This window comes from Sphingobium anseongense (assembly GCF_037725245.1).
GTDB lineage: Bacteria > Pseudomonadota > Alphaproteobacteria > Sphingomonadales > Sphingomonadaceae > Sphingobium.
Window position 1 is genome coordinate 136516 of sequence record NZ_JBBJUL010000002.1, and the last position, 16915, is coordinate 153430.

15 protein-coding genes and 1 pseudogene are annotated in these 16915 nt (G+C 61.1%); 4 read left to right on the forward strand and 12 right to left on the reverse strand.

Translation table 11 applies throughout. The features are described from left to right. Positions 1-195: 195 nt before the first annotated feature. The 3 genes and pseudogenes from WG908_RS02930 to WG908_RS02940 all read right to left on the reverse strand — a co-directional run. A pseudogene (locus tag WG908_RS02930) lies at positions 196-1136 on the reverse strand (IS3 family transposase); the annotation flags it as partial. A gap of 198 nt (positions 1137-1334) precedes the next feature. Continuing rightward, positions 1335-1697: a hypothetical protein gene (locus WG908_RS02935; protein ID WP_340185076.1), complete on the reverse strand. Its 363-nt coding sequence runs from the start codon at positions 1695-1697 to the stop codon at positions 1335-1337. 165 nt (positions 1698-1862) lie between these two features. Continuing rightward, positions 1863-2816 carry an alpha/beta hydrolase gene (locus WG908_RS02940; RefSeq protein ID WP_340185077.1) on the reverse strand — a complete coding sequence of 318 codons (954 nt, stop codon included), beginning with the start codon at positions 2814-2816 and terminating at the stop codon, positions 1863-1865. 287 nt (positions 2817-3103) lie between these two features. Between WG908_RS02940 and WG908_RS02945 the strand changes: the two genes are divergently transcribed. Next, positions 3104-3814: an alpha/beta fold hydrolase gene (locus WG908_RS02945; RefSeq protein WP_340185078.1), complete on the forward strand. Its 711-nt coding sequence runs from the start codon at positions 3104-3106 to the stop codon at positions 3812-3814. 11 nt (positions 3815-3825) lie between these two features. Then, on the forward strand, positions 3826-4197 hold the full coding sequence (locus tag WG908_RS02950; protein ID WP_340185079.1) for a nuclear transport factor 2 family protein: 372 nt from the start codon (positions 3826-3828) through the stop codon (positions 4195-4197). Positions 4198-4241: 44 nt separating this feature from the next. Here the strand turns inward: WG908_RS02950 and WG908_RS02955 are convergent, their stop codons facing one another. The 6 genes from WG908_RS02955 to WG908_RS02980 all read right to left on the reverse strand — a co-directional run bounded on the left by WG908_RS02955 (position 4242) and on the right by WG908_RS02980 (position 10846). Continuing rightward, on the reverse strand, positions 4242-4424 hold the full coding sequence (locus WG908_RS02955) for a hypothetical protein (RefSeq protein WP_340185080.1): 183 nt from the start codon (positions 4422-4424) through the stop codon (positions 4242-4244). An 88-nt stretch (positions 4425-4512) separates the two neighbouring features. Continuing rightward, complete coding sequence (locus WG908_RS02960) at positions 4513-4824, reverse strand: alcohol dehydrogenase catalytic domain-containing protein (RefSeq protein WP_340185081.1); 312 nt, start codon at positions 4822-4824, stop codon at positions 4513-4515. 129 nt (positions 4825-4953) lie between these two features. After that, positions 4954-6042: a Rieske 2Fe-2S domain-containing protein gene (locus tag WG908_RS02965; protein WP_340185082.1), complete on the reverse strand. Its 1089-nt coding sequence runs from the start codon at positions 6040-6042 to the stop codon at positions 4954-4956. A gap of 37 nt (positions 6043-6079) precedes the next feature. Beyond that, a complete protein-coding gene (locus WG908_RS02970; protein WP_340185083.1) occupies positions 6080-7153 on the reverse strand; it encodes an NAD(P)-dependent alcohol dehydrogenase in 1074 nt (357 codons plus the stop codon). Positions 7154-7162: 9 nt separating this feature from the next. After that, a complete protein-coding gene (locus tag WG908_RS02975) occupies positions 7163-9766 on the reverse strand; it encodes a TonB-dependent receptor (RefSeq protein WP_340185084.1) in 2604 nt (867 codons plus the stop codon). 141 nt (positions 9767-9907) lie between these two features. Continuing rightward, the gene (locus WG908_RS02980; RefSeq protein WP_340185085.1) at positions 9908-10846 is read right to left on the reverse strand and encodes an AraC family transcriptional regulator; all 939 of its coding nucleotides are present in this window, start codon (positions 10844-10846) and stop codon (positions 9908-9910) included. Positions 10847-11110: 264 nt separating this feature from the next. Here WG908_RS02980 and WG908_RS02985 point away from each other — a divergent pair, with 264 nt between their 5' ends. Then, positions 11111-11953, forward strand: coding sequence for a p-hydroxycinnamoyl CoA hydratase/lyase (locus WG908_RS02985; RefSeq protein WP_340185086.1), 843 nt, complete (start codon positions 11111-11113; stop codon positions 11951-11953). 185 nt (positions 11954-12138) lie between these two features. Here the strand turns inward: WG908_RS02985 and ligA are convergent, their stop codons facing one another. From ligA to WG908_RS03000, 3 genes are all read right to left on the reverse strand, one after another. After that, positions 12139-12543 carry a protocatechuate 4,5-dioxygenase subunit alpha gene (gene ligA, locus WG908_RS02990; protein WP_340185087.1) on the reverse strand — a complete coding sequence of 135 codons (405 nt, stop codon included), beginning with the start codon at positions 12541-12543 and terminating at the stop codon, positions 12139-12141. Positions 12544-12553: 10 nt separating this feature from the next. Further along, the gene (locus WG908_RS02995; protein WP_445326652.1) at positions 12554-14701 is read right to left on the reverse strand and encodes an acetate--CoA ligase family protein; all 2148 of its coding nucleotides are present in this window, start codon (positions 14699-14701) and stop codon (positions 12554-12556) included. Between the two features lie 201 nt (positions 14702-14902). Further along, the gene (locus tag WG908_RS03000; RefSeq protein WP_340185380.1) at positions 14903-15367 is read right to left on the reverse strand and encodes a MarR family winged helix-turn-helix transcriptional regulator; all 465 of its coding nucleotides are present in this window, start codon (positions 15365-15367) and stop codon (positions 14903-14905) included. A 139-nt stretch (positions 15368-15506) separates the two neighbouring features. Between WG908_RS03000 and WG908_RS03005 the strand changes: the two genes are divergently transcribed. Next, the gene (locus WG908_RS03005) at positions 15507-16907 is read left to right on the forward strand and encodes an aldehyde dehydrogenase family protein (RefSeq protein ID WP_445326660.1); all 1401 of its coding nucleotides are present in this window, start codon (positions 15507-15509) and stop codon (positions 16905-16907) included. Positions 16908-16915: the final 8 nt, after the last annotated feature.

Below are 16915 nucleotides of genomic sequence, written 5' to 3' on the forward strand. Positions count from 1 at the left end.
CCAACGCATGTTGACGATGGAGCGGGTAACAACCCGATCCGGTGCCCATGCCATGATGCGCCCGATTTCCTCATTCGTGAGGTCGGTCTTGCACAAATACGTGCAGAAGGTTCTTCGGACGTCATGGAGATGCTTCTTGCGCGGCGGGATTGATAGATCGGCATTACCGGGATCAACGACCTTAGCCTTGTCCCGCACATTGTCCATCCACCGGCCCCGGCCGTCCATGCCGATGCGGACATCGGCCTCGCGCAGCACCGTGGTGAAGGCCTGCGACGTGAACTGGCTACCCTGGTCGGTGTTGAAGATCTCCGGCTTGCCGAACCGGGCCAATGCCTCCTCCAGAGCCGCGACACAGAAGCCGGCGTCCATCGTGTTCGACAGCCGCCAGGCCAACACCTTGCGGGTTGCCCAGTCCATGATCGCCACCAGATAGAGGAAGCCGCGGCGCATGGGGATGTAGGTCACGTCAGCGCAGCACATGTGATTGGGCCGCTCGATCGCCAGCTTGCGCAGCAGATACGGGTAGACCCGGTGCCGCGGGTGGGGATCACTGGTGCGCGGCCGCTAGTAGATCGGCGTCAGGCCCATCTTCGCCATCGGCCGCCGCGCGCGACGGCGACCAATATCCCGACCATTGCGCCGCAGATACCGCGCCATCTGGCGGCTGCCATACCACGGGCACTCCATGAAGGTCTCGTCGATCACCGTCATCAGTGCCAGCGTCTCGTCCGCTTCCGGCACCGGGGCGTAGTAACAGGCCGAGCGACTGATCCGCAGCAGGCGGCACTGCGCCGAGATCGACAGGCGGTGGTGAGCAGGTTCGACCATCGCCCGCCTCCGGTCCACGCTCATCGACCGAAGGCTTTCGCTAAAAAATCCCGCTCCACCACCAACTGCCCGATCTTGGCGTGCAGTTTTTCTACCTCGCTCTCGCTGACGGCCCTGGCAACATCGCCCGCCCCGGAAAAGGTGCCTGCCATCCCGTCGAGGGCTTGCCGCTTCCACGATGCGATCATCATGTGGTGCACGCCATGCTTGGCGGCCAGCTCCGCCAGCGTCAAATCGCCACGAATCGCTTCCAACGCAACCTTGGCTTTAAAATCCGCGCTGTAGCGCTTCCTCGTCGTCTTCATTCCCGTACCAATCCATCAGGTCGGGATTAGCTGAGCATCCTGTCCAAAAAAACGGCACCACCTCACTGACGATCCCGTGCGAGCTATGATTTCACATCGATGCGGGAAGAAAGGGGATTGAGCGAGATCAGCCATTGAAGGCTGTCACGCCACGGTTCCTGCATTGCGCCACCTTAGCGCTGCCTAGCGTTCCTTCCTTTATGCCATCAGCCAGGCCATTGCAGCATCGCTGCTGGTAAATGTCTTGACATGGGGTTGCGGTATCACGCGCTGTGCCTGCATCTTGTTCAGCGCGCTGCCCACAAGGATCGCATAGCGCCCATTATTTTCCGCCATCAGTTTCGCGAAAAATACGGAGAAGGCTTCGCCCACCTCGTGGGATTGTACCGGATAGTCGGTACACTGGGCGAAAACCCGATAGCTATGATGACGGGTCAGGATCTCTGAATGCAGCGCGAGAAATTCCTGCTTGAAGCGGTCGAAGATCTCCAATGACCAGTAGCCACTCTGCGTTACCTTCAACAGATTGCTCTGCTCGTCGTAGGAGAAAAAATAATCCAAAGACCTCTCCGCTATCTGCTGTCAGCGAAACGTCATCCGCCGCCGACGCCTCGCAGCGCAATCATGCACTAAGTCCCACGAGAGAGCGGATGCGTCAACTCATCCGAGCAGACAATGCGAGGTTTCAGGGGCAAGCGGAACGAAGTCGCGGCGGGCTTGAAAAGCTCAGCTACGCGCAGTCAGACGCTGGCGCAGCATCAACGCAATCATGTCCAGCGCCTCGAAGGTCTCCGGCAGAATGGCGCCCAGTTCGATGAAGCCGTGGATCATGCCGGGAAAGGTACGGCGCATCACTTCGACGCCGGCCTGTTCCAGCCTTTCGGCATAAAAGCTGCCCTCGTCATGCAGAACGTCACACCCTGCCGTGATGACGAGCGCGGGGCAAAGGCCAGCCATCTCTTTCACGACCAGAGGCGATATATGCCAGTGCGCCGCGATCGTTTCATCCGTCAGATACGCATCGAGGAAATATTTCATCACCTCTTGCGTCAGGGGCGGCATCGCCGCGTTGCGAACGCGGGACGGATAATTCCAGGCCGTTTCACGATTGTCCGTCCCAGGATAGATAAGGACCTGGCAGCAAAGCTGGAAATTGGCATCCCGAGCGGCGATGGCGACCACCGCGCTGAGGCTGCCGCCTGCGCTGTCACCGCCAACGGCGATCCGTTCAGGATCAATGCCGAGCGTGTAAGCGTTCGCGACAATCCACCAGAAGGCAGCGATGACGTCATTGGACGATGCAGGCGCGGGATGTTCGGGCGCAAGTCGATAGTCCACCGCAACAACTGCACATCCAGTACGTTGCGCCAACTGGCGGCAAATTCTGTCGTGAGACTCGAGATCGCCGATCACCCATCCGCCGCCATGAATATATATCAGCGCGGGCACCGACCCCTGGGGTAACCCATGCGGACGATAGTGTCGCAGCGGAATGGAACCAAGCGGCCCTTCGGCGGCAAGATCCTCCACAGTCGCCATCTCTATCTGTGGTCCCCCGAACACCGCGCTCTGCTCCCGATAGGGGGCACGAGCCTGTTCGATCGAAAGCTCTGTAAAATTGGGAGCGCCGGCTTCTTCCAGCGACGCGGAAAACTTCAAGACATCAGGTGTTGGTTTCACGGCAACGCTCCGTCCTCTGCCAATATTCTACAGGCACTTTTTGTCATGCCATCTGCATCGCGGTCGCGTTCCGCTCCGTACAACAACTCAGCTTAAGACACGTCCGTCTCTGCATTTGCGATACATGAAGGGCTGTGCTAAAATGTATCCCTAGGCTACAGTGTAGCACATGTCCATCCATGGCGAGAATCTACGCTATCTACGCTCAAAATGGTCCGACCAGCCGCGGTCCGCCAAGCGATAAGGGCGCAAGCCTCAGGTACGGCGGCTGTCACAAGGATTTTGTAGTGCGCGAAACAATCTATCTGGTGCCCGGCCTTTTATGCGATTCGACCGTGTGGGAACATCAACATACAGTCCTGGCCGCCGATTATGACGTTATCGTTCCCGATCTGACCCGCCAGTGCTCGATCGGCCAGATGGCCATCGATATTCTGGCTGACGCCCCGGCGCGCTTTTCGATTGCGGGCCACTCGATGGGCGCGCGAGTTGCGCTGGCGGTGGTCGATCAGGCACCGGAACGGGTAGACCGCATCGCGCTGCTCGATACCGGCGTACATCCCGCGACGACCGACGAACCTGTTCGCCGTCAGGAACTGCTGGATATCAGCGCCCGGTCGGGGATGCGCGCGCTGGCAGATCGCTGGCTGCCGCCGATGGTGAAGGACGGAACGCTCGACGCGGACCCGAGCCTGCGCGAAAAACTCTATGCGATGGTCGAGCGCATGTCGCCGCAGATTCATCGCAATCAGATCGGCGCGTTGCTCGGTCGCCCCGATGCGCGGACGCAGCTTGGCGCAATCGCCTGTCCCGTCTTGATCGGCGTTGGCGAACAGGATCGCTGGAGTCCGCCAGAACAGCATGAAGCGATTGCCGCGGCCATCCCCCATGCCCGCTACGTCGTCTTTCCCGACAGCGGCCACATGGCCCCGATGGAAGCGCCAACGGCCGTTACCGAGGCGTTGCAATACTGGTTGCGCGCACAACTTCAGGCTTGAAGGCCCCATATATGAACGACATCGAATGGGCCGTCGAACGGCAGATTCGCCGCTTCGCCATACTGAACGACGCGCACGACCATGATGGCCTTGCCGCTATGTTCACCGACGATGGCCGCTTCGCGCGTCCGACTGAACCGGATGCGCCGATCATCGGCAAGGAAGCGATCCGCGCCTTCTTCCGCGACAGGCCCAAACGCATCGCCCGTCATGTCATGGCGAATATCCTGGTCGACGTCGTTTCGGAACTGGAAGTGCGGGCGCACAGCTATGTCCTGTTGCACATGGCCGACAAGGTGCTGGTCGGGGATTTCTTTGACCGGCTCATGTTGCAGAACGACGCCTGGCTTTTCGCCGAACGTCGCGGGACGCTTGCCTGGTAAACCAACAGATGGGCGCCGCGCGTTGTGGCGGCGCCCCCCTGCCGCTACGCCGCGTTCAGGATCGCGCCATGGGGATCGAGCACGAACTTCTCCGCCGCGCCCTTATCGAACGTCTCATATCCGGCCGCCGCATCCTCCAATGATATGACCTTGGCATTGACGATGTCGGCGATAGGCAGCCGGTCGTGCAGGATCGCCATCATCAACTGTCGATTATATTTCAGCACGGGCGCAGCATGGTGAGATCGGAAATCTTCTCCATCGCCCGATCACGATCGGGCAGTTTGAGCAGATTGAAGTCCGCATAGGGCACTGTCACATAACGGGCCTGTCCCCGATCCAGCCGCCCATATCGACATAGCCATAGGCACCGCCCGCCCGCGCCGGATTGACCGTCAGGCACACGCCGGTGTCCTGCGACTCGCATATGCGGCAGCGGCCGCAGGCGACGTTGAACGGGGCCGACACGATGTCGCCGATCTCCAGCATCTCGACATCGACGCCTTTCTCGATCACTTCGCCGGTAATCTCATGGCCCAGCACCAGCCCGGCGGGCGCGGTCGTGCGGCCACGCACCATATGCTGGTCCGACCCACAGATGTTGGTCGAAAGCACCTTGAGGATCACGCCATGTTCGATCCGGCGGCCGTTGGGCGTCTAGCTTCGAATCGGCAATATCCTGCACCTCGACCTTGCCGGGGGCGACATAGACTGCACCTCTGTTGCTGCTCATCTCACTCTCGCCTTATGCGCCGATCAGACCGTGTCCGCGCGTTGCGTCAACTGACGTGCGCCGGCTTCTTCGGCAAGCGCGCGGTCGATCATCATCCGCGAACGGACACCGCCCGCGTCGATATTCAGCAGCAGCAGCTTGCGGTCGGGATAGCGGTCGAGGTTGCGCTGTTGCAGCTGCAATATCTCCATATCCTCGCCGAATATCTTGCCCTGCCCTTCGCGAATAGTGTCGGTCAGCGCCTTGTCCTGAACGGCAAAGCGCCGGGCCATGCCCCAGAAATACCAGTGCGACGTTTCGGTTTCGGGCGTGATGAAATCCACGACGATGCTCGATGCCTTATCCTTGTCGTCCGCGTCGTAACCGCCCTTCCCCTCCAGCGCGACGCCGACCTCGATCATCACATGGCTCGGCAGCGAGAAGCGGCAGACCTGCCAGCGATCGACGGTCGCATCACCCGGCAGCCCCGCGCTCTCCAGCGCCATTTGCCAGAAAGGCGGCGCTTTGATCCCGTCCATGAAACGACTGGTGACGACCTCCTTACCGACCACCCGCGTCTTGACCGGCGCTTCGTCAATCTCTTTCTGGCCGATGCTGGTGGCGTGGACATAGGTTTCGTGCGTCAGATCCATCAGATTATCGATCATCAGGCGATAATCACAGGCGACATGATACAGGCCCCCGCCATAGGCCCATTCGTCGCTTTCGGCCCATTCCAGATGGTGCAGACGGGCCGGGTCGGCGGCCTCCGCATCGCCCGGCCACACCCAGATGAAGCCATAGCGTTCGATCACCGGAAAAGTACGGATGGGCGGGAAACCACCGACGCGCTGCCCCGGCATCGCGACCGTGCTCCCCTCGCATCCCATGGCGAGCCCATGATAGCCGCAGACCAGCGCACCGCCTTGAACGAAGCCAAGCGACAGCGGCGCGCCCCGATGAGGGCAAAAATCGTCGAGCGCCGCGACCTTGCCGTCACCGCCACGGAAAAAGACCATGCGTTCGCCGCAAATCTGCCGCCCCAGCGGCTTCCCATCGATCTCGTCCGGCGTGCAGGCGACATACCAGGCATTGCGGGGCCATGTCTTCGTGGGGACTTGCTCAATATCCAATGGCTGCTCCTTGATACTGCCAGCAACGGCTCGCCGCTTATGGCATCACGACCACGGGCTTAATCACTTCCCCCCGTTCGGATGCGGCGAACGCTTCTTCGATCTGCGCAAAGGGATAATAACGGACCAGCTTTTCGAGCGGCAGGCGGCCTTCCCGATAATAAGCGATCAGGCGTGGAATGAAGCGCTGAGGATCGATGCCGCCTTCCACTACGCCGACGATCCGCCGCCCCAGGCTCATGATCGCCGAAGGATCGATCGCCAGTCCATCGCTGGGATAGGCGCCGACCAGCGCCAGCGTACCACGCGGGGCCAGCATCGCGATGGCCTGCGAAAGAAGGGTGGGCACGCCCGTCGTATCGACGATATGGTCGAACACTCCCTCCAGCGCCGCGAGATCATCCACAGCCTCCGTCGCGCCCAGTTCGCGGGCCAGTTCCAGCCGGTGCGCATGGCGATCAAGGATCGCGATGCAGCCGGCCCCCGTAATCTTCGCAGCCATCAATGCAGACAGACCGACCGCGCCCGCCCCCATGATCGCGATCGACTGGCCCGGCTGGACGCTCAGCGTTTCCAGCACCGTGCCCGCGCCGGTCTGGACGCCGCAACCCAGCGGCGCGAGCAGGTCCAGCGGCAGGTCCGCGTCGATCCGCACCACATTGTCCTGATGCGCCAACGCATAGGTCGCGAAGGCCGACTGGCCAAAGATATTGCTGCCGATCGGCTGTTCGCCGCGCCGGATATCTCCCTCGCCCGCCCGTCGAAGGCCCAGAAAATTGCGCGGCACGAACTCTCTGCAATAGCCCGGCTGATGATCGTGGCAGGCGGAGCAAACACCGCAACTATGGAAGCTCAGCAGGACATGGTCGCCCGCCGTCAATCCGTCGACATTCGCCCCGACCGCTTCGACAATGCCCGCGCCTTCATGACCCAGGATGACGGGAAAGGGGATGGGTAACGCCCCCTCCCGCATCACCATATCGGTATGACATATACCGCAAGCGTGGATACGCACCCGCACCTGACCGGGGCCGGGCGGATCCATGGCCAGTTGCTCGAACCGGAATGGATCGCCCGACCGCTCGATGACGGCGGCGTCTATAGTCAGCACCCCCACCGCTCAGAAGTCGAAGCCGAAGCGCAGATACCATTCGCGCGGCCGGTTATAGGTGCCGAAAATCGCGCCCGCCGCGATATTCGACCCCCCCGAAGTCAGGAAGCGCTTGTCCGTCAGATTCGTGCCGCCTGCGGTCAGCGACCAGTGGCCGCCCGGCTCCCGATAGCTGATGCTGGCGTTGACGATGTCAGCGGCCACGCGCTTCAACAGCAAGGTCCGCTGCGTATCGTTCCACGCGCTGGAGCTGTGCGTCCAGTCGGCCAGCACGACCAGCGAGCCGCCATTGCCGAGCTTGGCTTCATAGCGCGGGCTGACATTGATCTTCCACTTGGGCGTCTTGGGCAGGGTTTCGCCCACAAGCGTGCCTGCCTGGAAGGGATTTGCTCCACCCACCGCGGCGGTAGCAGGGGAAACCGACGTATATTGGGCGTCGATATAGCCGACCGATCCGTTGATGGTCAGGCCGTCCACGGGCGCGGCGAGGACTTCCAGTTCGAACCCGCGAATAAGGGCGTCGCCTGCGTTGGAGATGGTCGGCGACGTGCCAACCTGGATATTGAGCTGAATGTCGCGATATTTGGTCGAAAAGACTGCGGCGTTCACCTGGAGGTGGCGATCCAGCAGGGTCGATTTGATACCCGCTTCCCAGGTGGTCGCCTTTTCCTCGTTGAAGTCGGGCGCGACATTGCCTTGCGGATTGGTCAGCCGCGTGGTCCAGCCGCCGGTCTTATAGCCCTTCGACCAGCTGCCATAGAGCATAACATCCTCGTTTGGATGGACCTGAACGCCGACCTTGGGCGAAAAGTCGCTGAACTTCTTGCGGTTCACGCCGGGGGTATAGACCCGCACCGGATTGGTCGGATCGGGAAAGCTCAACCCCACCTGACATGGGATGGGAGCCAGCGGGAACGGCCCGTTCGGAAAAATGGTGCCGTCGGAATTGGCGCATCCGAACAGCTTGTAATTGAAACCGTTCAGTTCCTGCTGGCCACCCTCGAACCGCTTGCGTTCATTGGTGTAGCGCCCACCGATGGTGATGCCGATCAGGTCGATCGGGCGATAGTCCAACTGGCCGAAAAAGGCATAGTTTTTGGTGGACAACTGATTGGGCCCGTCGACCTGGACCTGTCCTTCCGAAAAGGTGACATAATCGTGCAGGTCGCCGGATTCGCTGAAATAATAAGCGCCAAGAACGTACCGCAGCTTCTTGTCCAATGCGTCGCCCAGCAGTTGCAGTTCCTGGCTGAACTGCTTCTGGTTCATGGTGAAGCTGAGCTGGCCGAAATTGAGCGGCGACCCGTCCGCATCCAGTCCCGCATTCCAGTGCAGTTCGCGATAGGCGATGATCGACTTGAGCGCGACATTGTCCGCTAGATCGAAATCGACGATGCCACTCAATCCCCAGGTCTGTAGATCGGAATAGCTGTTGCCGGTCGCATAGCTGCGATCCTTGTCGTTGATCAGATAGCGACTGTCCCAGGGCAGGCGATCATTGGCGGGGTTACCGTCTACATTGACGCTGGCATAGCTCGGCAACTGGAACTGCGGATTGAACTGCGTGCCCGACACGCCACACAGGGCAGAAGCATTGCGGGCGGCGATCTGTGCGCCCGTGCTGCCGATGCAGAAATTATAGAGACCGGCGAACAGGAACCCGGTGGTGCCGGTCGGGTCGAACGCGGTGCCGGGCAAATTGGTCGCGCCTGCAAAATTTCCGGGCACGAATTCCGCCGTGCCAAGCAGCTTGTTCGCCGAAGTGCCCTTGTCCTTGCTATAGTCGCCCGAGAAGGTCGCGCGGATCGCGCCGCCATCGTCCCACTTCAGCTTGCCGCGCAGGTTCCAGTTGTCGTTTTCGCCCTCGCGGCTGGCGCTGTCATAGCCCGCTGCCGAAAAAGCGGTGAAGGATGGCGTGTTGTTGACACGCTGGTCAGGGAAAGGCACGCGTTTTAGGAAACCGTCGCGGGTCTTGACGCCAAAGGTGATCGCCGAACTGAGACCTTCGGTGATCGGGATGGTCACTGATCCACGGACCTGAAGCAGGTCGTAGCTGCCAACCGTCACGTCACCCGTAGCCTTGAATTCCTTGCCCGGATCGCTGGTCACGATGGAGATGGCGCCGCCGATCGTGTTGCGACCGAACAGCGTGCCCTGCGGTCCCTTCAATATCTCGATGCGGGCAACGTCGAGCAGATCCTGGTTCGCGCCCACGGTGCGCGCCAGGTAGACGCCATCCAGATAGATGCCGACCCCCGGATCGATGTTGAACGCGAAATCATCGGAACCGATGCCGCGAATATAAGCAGCCAGCACGGCGGTCGAACCGGAAAAGGGCGTGCCGGCGTCCAGATTGACGTTGGGCGCGATCGCCGACAATTGCGACACGCTGCCGATCGCCCGCTCCTGCAACGCTTGCGAGGTGAAAGCCGAAATCGCGATCGGCACGTCCTGTACATTTTCAGCCCGCTTCTGCGCGGTGACAACGATGTCCGCGATCCCGTTCTGGTCGGCGCTCGCGTCACTGGTGGCCTGCGGGCTATCCTGTGCGATGGCGGGTGCGGCTGTCCAGGCAGCGGAGGCCAGCAACAGCGCGATGGTCGTTTTTCTCATGGAATGTCTCTCCCCTAAAAATCTATGCCTTGTTCTGGCGATTTATATTTTTTCTACCGGCCGACGCGCTCCGGGTCTTGGATGCACGCGAACCCCCGATAAGGATGTACGCGAACCTGACGTCGGGGTGCGGCGCAATGGCTACGACAGGATTGGGTCCGCGCCCTTCCTGCTCCGCCACATGCTGGGCGACAGACCGAACTGGCGGCGAAAGCAGCGGGCGAAGAAAGCCGAATCATTAAAGCCGACTTCAAAGGCGATGTCGGTGATCGTCTGCCTATCGTCGCGGGCCAACAGGACCGTCGCCCGTTCCAGCCGTTGCATAGTGATGAAGGTCGTCGGCGTCAGGCCGACCTGGCGGAAAAAGGCCTTCTGAACCGCTCGCGTCGAGAGATCGAGCGCTTCACCGATCAAAGCGGTGCCCAGATCGGGATTACCCAGATTGTCGAGCGCATAGTGCACAGGAGAACGCCATGGCCGGCTGGTCGGCTGACCCTCCGGCTTGCGTCGACAGACCATGCGCGCGGCATCGGCCATCAACGCCCCGATATCATCATCCATGTCCGCCAGATGCTCCCGCTGCGACCAGACGCCCTGGAGCACATGCCCCAGAAACGCGACATTGGGATCATTCGCGGGCAGAAGACACCCGTGCCAGTCGCGCGCGGCGACATCCTCGCCCATCATCCTTACCGGCACCTGGAGGATCAGGCAGTCGTTTGATCGTGATATATCGATAGTGTAGGGGCGCGTGTCGTCAGCAACGATGATTTCCCCGACGCGCGCGCTGCCGCTCTCGTCTCCATGCGCCATTGTCATGGTGCCGCGACGCAATATATGCAGCAGCAGATGCCGGTCATCGTTCTGAGACGCGATCCTGCTAACCCTGGCGCGATCGCTTCGCGCCCGTGTCAGCCCGACACCGCCGATCGAACAGCGCGCCAGATCGGCCTCTATGCCCTCCGATGCGTCGACGGTCATGCCCGGAAAGGCATTGGCGACGACATCGCGCCAAAACAGACGCCTGCGCTGGTGCGGCACCAGTCTGGTGGAGAAGCGCTCTATGACGCTTCGCGACATTCGCTCCGCTGAAGGCCCGACATAATCCGGGTATAGCGTCATATCCCTCCCTCCCCATCTCGCCACGTCGGCGATCCAGCCCGGCTTGTCTTTTATATAACGCAAAACGTATCCCAGGGATACTAATTCCGCAACATAATTTTGCTTGCCCGAATAGGATCATCACATATTGCGACTTGCTTATCCCCTCCCGGATATTGTATGCCAGGGATACATCAGCGCCGGCCGTTCCGGCCCCTTATTTCCAAAAACTGATGCAGGGAGATGATGATGCCTGAAAAGGATGTTGTTTCGGTCCATGTCGAGGACCGGATTGCCTGGGTCAATTTTGCGCGGCCCGAAAAGCGCAACGCCATGAGCCCCACGCTTAACCGGCGGATGATGGAAGTGCTGGACGAACTGGAGTTCCGCGATGACGTGGGCGTGCTGGTTTTAGGCGGCGAAGGCTCCGCCTGGTCGGCCGGAATGGACCTGAAGGAGTATTTTCGGGAAACCGAATCGCAAGGACTGCGCGGCGTCCGCAAGTCGCAGAGCGAAAGCTATGGCTGGTTTCGCCGCCTGCGCTGGTTCCAAAAGCCGACGATCGCCATGGTCAACGGCTGGTGCTTTGGCGGCGGCTTTGGCCCGCTTTTCGCCTGCGACCTGGCGATCAGCGCGGACGAGGCGCAATTTGGCCTGTCCGAAATCAACTGGGGCATCCTACCCGGCGGCGGCGTGACAAAGGTGGTCGTCGATCTGCTGCCGATGCGTGACGCCATGTGGCTGACGCTGACAGGCGACCTGATCGACGGCAAGCAGGCCGCCGCCATGCGCCTCGTCAATGAAAGCGTGCCGCTGGACCAGTTGAAGGACCGGACCCGCGCGGTTGCGGAAATCCTGCTCAGGAAAAACCCCGTCGCCCTGAAATTCGCGAAGGATGCCGTCCGCCGCGTCGGCACGATGACCTATGACGAAGCGGAGGATTATCTGGTGCGCATGCAGGAAGCCGCCAACTTCCATGACAAAACCGATGGTCGCAAGGAAGGCATTCGCCAGTTCATCGACGAGAAAAGCTACAAGCCGGGCCTTGGCGCCTATGACCTAACCAAGGTCAAAGCGGACAACTAGAGCGATTTCTAATCAGATGGAATCATCTGATGACTCGGAAATCGCGTAAAAACAAAAGTTTAGAGCGGCTGATCCGATACAATCGGATCAGCCGCTCTAAACCGGCAGGCCCGCATGGAAAGGGGGCGTTCCGGGATCATGCCAGTGCGCGCCCTTTTCCATGAGTCCAAATATCATGCGCCCCTTCAGTTTTGGTCCCGTATGGAACGCTGGCCCACGGGCGACCGGCCACCAGCGACCATCATTCTGGTATAATCCTCGAAATTCATGTCGGTCATGGTCGACACCGCCTGCGCGAAGGGAATGCCATCGGTGGAAAACAGCTTCGCCAGAAAATAGACATTGCCGCCCAGTTCCAGACAGCGATTATAATCGCGCGCCAGCACTGCCGCCTTCTGGTCCTGCGTCATCGACCATTCGTCCAGATAGGCGGCTTCGTCGGCCTTGAACCGCGCGCGATTGTCGGCGCGCATCAGGCTCATGGCAAACTGGTTGAGATGGAACCCTTGCCGTGCGCGCGCAGCGGTAAATACCCTCGTTCCGGGAATATCCTCCAACTCGGCCAGATAGCTGTGAATATCGGTTGTCATGCGTGCCGCCTCACAGAGAGATGAGGGCGTCGAGGGCAAGTACGCCCTTGCCCTGCGGATAGATGATCACGGGGTTGAGATCGACTTCCCGGATTATGGGCGTGGCAGCGACCACATGTCCCAGCCGCTGCACCAGCAACGCAAGTGCGTCGATGTCCATCGCCGGCGCACCCCGAAAGCCATCCAGCAGCGGCGCCATGCGCAGCTTCCTGATTTCGGCGATGATGGCGTCTCGACCAAGATCGACTGGCAGCAGGCGAACATCATGCAGCAATTCTGCAGCGACGCCACCGAACCCGACGAGAATGGTCGGCCCCCAATGCGGATCATTGCGTCCGCCCACGATCATTTCGACGCCGCGTTCCGCCATGCCCTCGACCAATATACCGTCCAACGACAGGCCGGGCCGGGATGCGGCGATATTGGCATGCAGCCGATGCCAACCATCGACCAGTTCCCCGCGCGTTTTAAGGCCGACGATAACGCCACCCGCATCGCTTTTGTGCGGCAGTTCGGGGGACTGTGCTTTCAACACAACCGGATAACCTAGCCGTGCCGCCGACTCCACCGCCTCATCCAGAGTGCGGGCCATTGCAAAATCAGGGAAGGCGATCCCATGCTGCGCCATGATCGCCTTCGACCGATATTCGGGCACGCTGCTGCCCGCCTGCGTCAAGCCGGTGACCGGCGCGGTGTCGGAGTTTTCAATGGACGTATCCCGCTGCAGAAAAGCGGTTATCCGCGCCAGGGCCCGCAGTGACCTCTCCGCCGTCGGCAGGTAGGTGACGCCCATCTGGCGCAATGCCCGGATGTCCTCGTCGAGCACCCCGCCGCCCTCGTCGACACCGGTCACGATGATCGGCTTGGTCGTGTCGATCGCCTTGATCGCCTCGATGACCGCCGCGAACTTGATGTGCGATGTCCCGGTTGCGGTCTGGATCAGCGTCAATATTATGGTGCTGATGCGCGGATCGGCGGCGAGCGCCGCCAACGTCCTTCCATAGAGGCCTGCATCCACCAGACCCTGCGCCGTTATATCCAGCGGATTGGTGACAGGCACGAAATCCGGTAAAGCCGCGCGCAGTGCCGGACTGTCGGCATCGGTAAGCACGGGAAGATGGAGATCGACCGTTTCGGCCAGATCCAGCATCATCGCCTTGAAAGCGCCCGATTCGGCGATGACCCCGGTGCCGCCCGCCGTCATTGCCGCGCATCGCGTGACGATCTCCACCACGTCGCCCAGTTCTTCGAGCGACTGGACCACAATGACGCCCGCCCGTTCGGCATGGACCTGCATGACGGCATAGTCGCCCGCCATCGCGCCCGTATGTGTGGCCGCACTCGCCGCGCCCGCATCGCTGCGGCCAGGGTGCAGCAAAACCACCTGCTTCCCCGCTGCATGCGCCGCGCGCGCGCCCGCCAGAAAGCGGGTCGGATCGCGGAAATGCTCGACGATCATGCCGATGACGGCGGTCTCGGTATCCTCGACCAGATGGGCAAGATAATCCTCGACACCGCTGGCCGCCTCATTCCCGGTGGAGATATAGCAGCTCAAGGGCACTTCCCGATGGATCATCGTCGTTGCCACCACGGCGGCCATCGCGCCGGACTGCGACACGAAGCCGACGCGCCGCGCACCTTGCGCCAGTGCTTCCGGCATCTCGATGAAGGTCAACGACACGCGGTCGCGGAAATTGACGAAACCCAGACAGTTGGGGCCTTCCACCACCATGCCTGCGTACCGTGCGATTCTACCGATCTCCTCCTGATCGGCCAGTCCCTGCGGTCCATCCTCGGCAAAGCCCGCCGAAAAAATGACCGCCGCCCCCGCCCGTCGCCGCGCCAGACCGCGCATCGCATCCAGCACACCCGCGCGCGGTATCGCCAGCACGGCAACGTCCACCCCTTCGGGCAGGTCATCCACGGACGACACGCACGCCCGTCCGCCAATCTCCGTGCGTTTGGGGTTGACCAGATGAATGTCGCCGGCAAATCCCTGTTTGATCAGGTTACCCAGCACCGAAGCGCCCAGCGCGCCGACCTTGTCAGACGCGCCAACGATCGCCACGGATCGCGGGCGCAACAAACGGTCCAGCGGAAGCACGCGCACCGAACGGTCGAGCGCTTCCTGTCCGCCAATGCTGGCAACCTTGGTCAAGCGCGATACTCCATGCTGGAGCCATCATCGGACTGGAGCGCGCATCGACGGTTCTCCCGCCACCACGTGCCGCCACGCATCCCCCCGAATCAGACTGTTTGATCTGTCCGGCATATTGTGCGCCAGTGATACAGTTTGCGCAATCCCTGATTGTCAGACGCTGTTCGTCAGGCCCGGCGCCCAAGCCAACCCCCGGCTCGATCAGCCTTTGTCGTCGCGCTTCACCGCGCCCTTGCGCTTCGGAATATCGGGTCCAAGTTTGCGTAACAACGTATGCAGCGTGCGCACCTCGTCCGCGGTCAAACGAGCCGTCATGCGGGCATCCGACTGACGTGTGGCGTCCAGCATCGCCGCCACCAGCGCCTCCCCTTCCGGACGGAGGTGCAGGGCATTGGTGCGCAGATCCCGGCCCGACCGCCGCTCGACCAGGTTGCGGTCAGCCAATATGTTCACCAGTTTCATGGCGCTGGAACGGTTGACGCTTAGTGCCTTGCCCAACGCAGTCTGGTCGCTTCCGGGATTGTCACGGATAAGAATCAGCGCCGTCAGTTTTGCTGGGGAAAGGTCAAAGGAAGACAGCGCGGCGCGTGCGTCCGCCTCCATGATCAGGTGCGCGCGCTGTACTTGATAGCCCATCAGCGCCTTGAGATCCGAACCCTGTTTCATGCCCAAACGATACCCCTTGCCGTCATTGTATCCTTAGCATACATATGCAGGATACAGTCGGCCTTCGATTATAGCGATACCGAAAGCGGACAAAGTTCCTTGCATTCATAGGAGAGCGATAGTGAGTGTGCAATTTCGCATGTTGATAGACGGTGAGCTGGTTACCGGCCCCAGCAGCTTCGACGTTATCAACCCCGCGACAGCGGAAGTCTTTGCCCGTTGTCCGAAAGCGGATGAGGCCCTGCTGGAGCGCGCCGTTGCCGCCGCAAAAGGCGCCCTGCCTGCATGGTCGGCCCGATCTATGGATGACCGCGCGGCCCTGATCCTTGCGCTCGCCGATGCGCTGGAAGAACGGAGCGGCGAATTTGCCAGCCTGCTGACGCGCGAACAGGGCAAGCCACTCGATCAGGCCGGTTACGAAATCATGGGCAGCATCTACACGCTGCGCGCTTTCGCCCAGATGCGCATCGCGCCCAGGACGCTGCGCAACGACAATGGGAACAGTGTCATCGAACATCGCACGCCGCTGGGCGTCATTGCGGCGATCACGCCGTGGAACTTCCCGGTGATACTGCTGATGAACAAGCTGGCCCCGGCGCTGCTCACCGGCAACACCATGATCGCCAAGCCTGCGCCGACCACGCCACTCACCACCCTGTTGTTCGGCGAACTGTGCCAGCAGATTTTGCCGGCCGGCGTGGTGAACATCCTGTGCGACCAGAATGAAATGGGCGCGCTCATCACCGGTCATCCGGACATCGCCAAGGTCGCGTTCACCGGATCGACCGCGACCGGCAGGAAGGTCATGGCCTCCTCGGCCGGGACGGTGAAGCGCGTCACACTGGAACTCGGTGGCAATGATGCGGCCATCGTTCTTGACGATGTCGATGCACGGCGGGTCGCCCGCAAAGTCTATCAGGGCGCGATGACCAACGCGGGCCAGATATGTGTGGCGATCAAACGAGCCTATGTCCCGGCCGCTCTCTATGAAGATTTCTGCGACGAACTCGTGATCCTCGCCAACGCGGCGATCGTAGACGATGGCGCCAAGCAGGGCACGACGATCGGCCCGATCCAGAACAAGATGCAATTCGACAAGGTCATGGCATTGATCGAGGACGCACGCGGTCGCGGGACCATTTTGGCGGGCGGCGATGCGCTGGACCGGCCGGGTTATTTCATTCCGCCCACCATCGTGCGCGATCTTGACGACTCAGCCCCCTTGGTGGCCGAAGAGCAATTCGGTCCCGTCCTGCCGGTGCTGCAATATACCGACATCGATGATGTCATCGCCCGCGCCAACAATTCCGAATATGGCCTGGGCGGCACGGTATGGGGCAAGGATGTCGATCGTGCGATGGCCGTCGCCATGCGCATCGATACAGGGACGGTGTGGGTCAATCAGCATCTCGCCATCGACCCCAATATCCCGTTCCGCGGCGTCAAACAGTCCGGCCTCGGCGCGGAACTGGGCGAAGCGGGCCTGCTGGAATATACGCAGGCCCACATCGTCAACGCCGTAGCGCTGGAAGACGCCTGACCCGGATG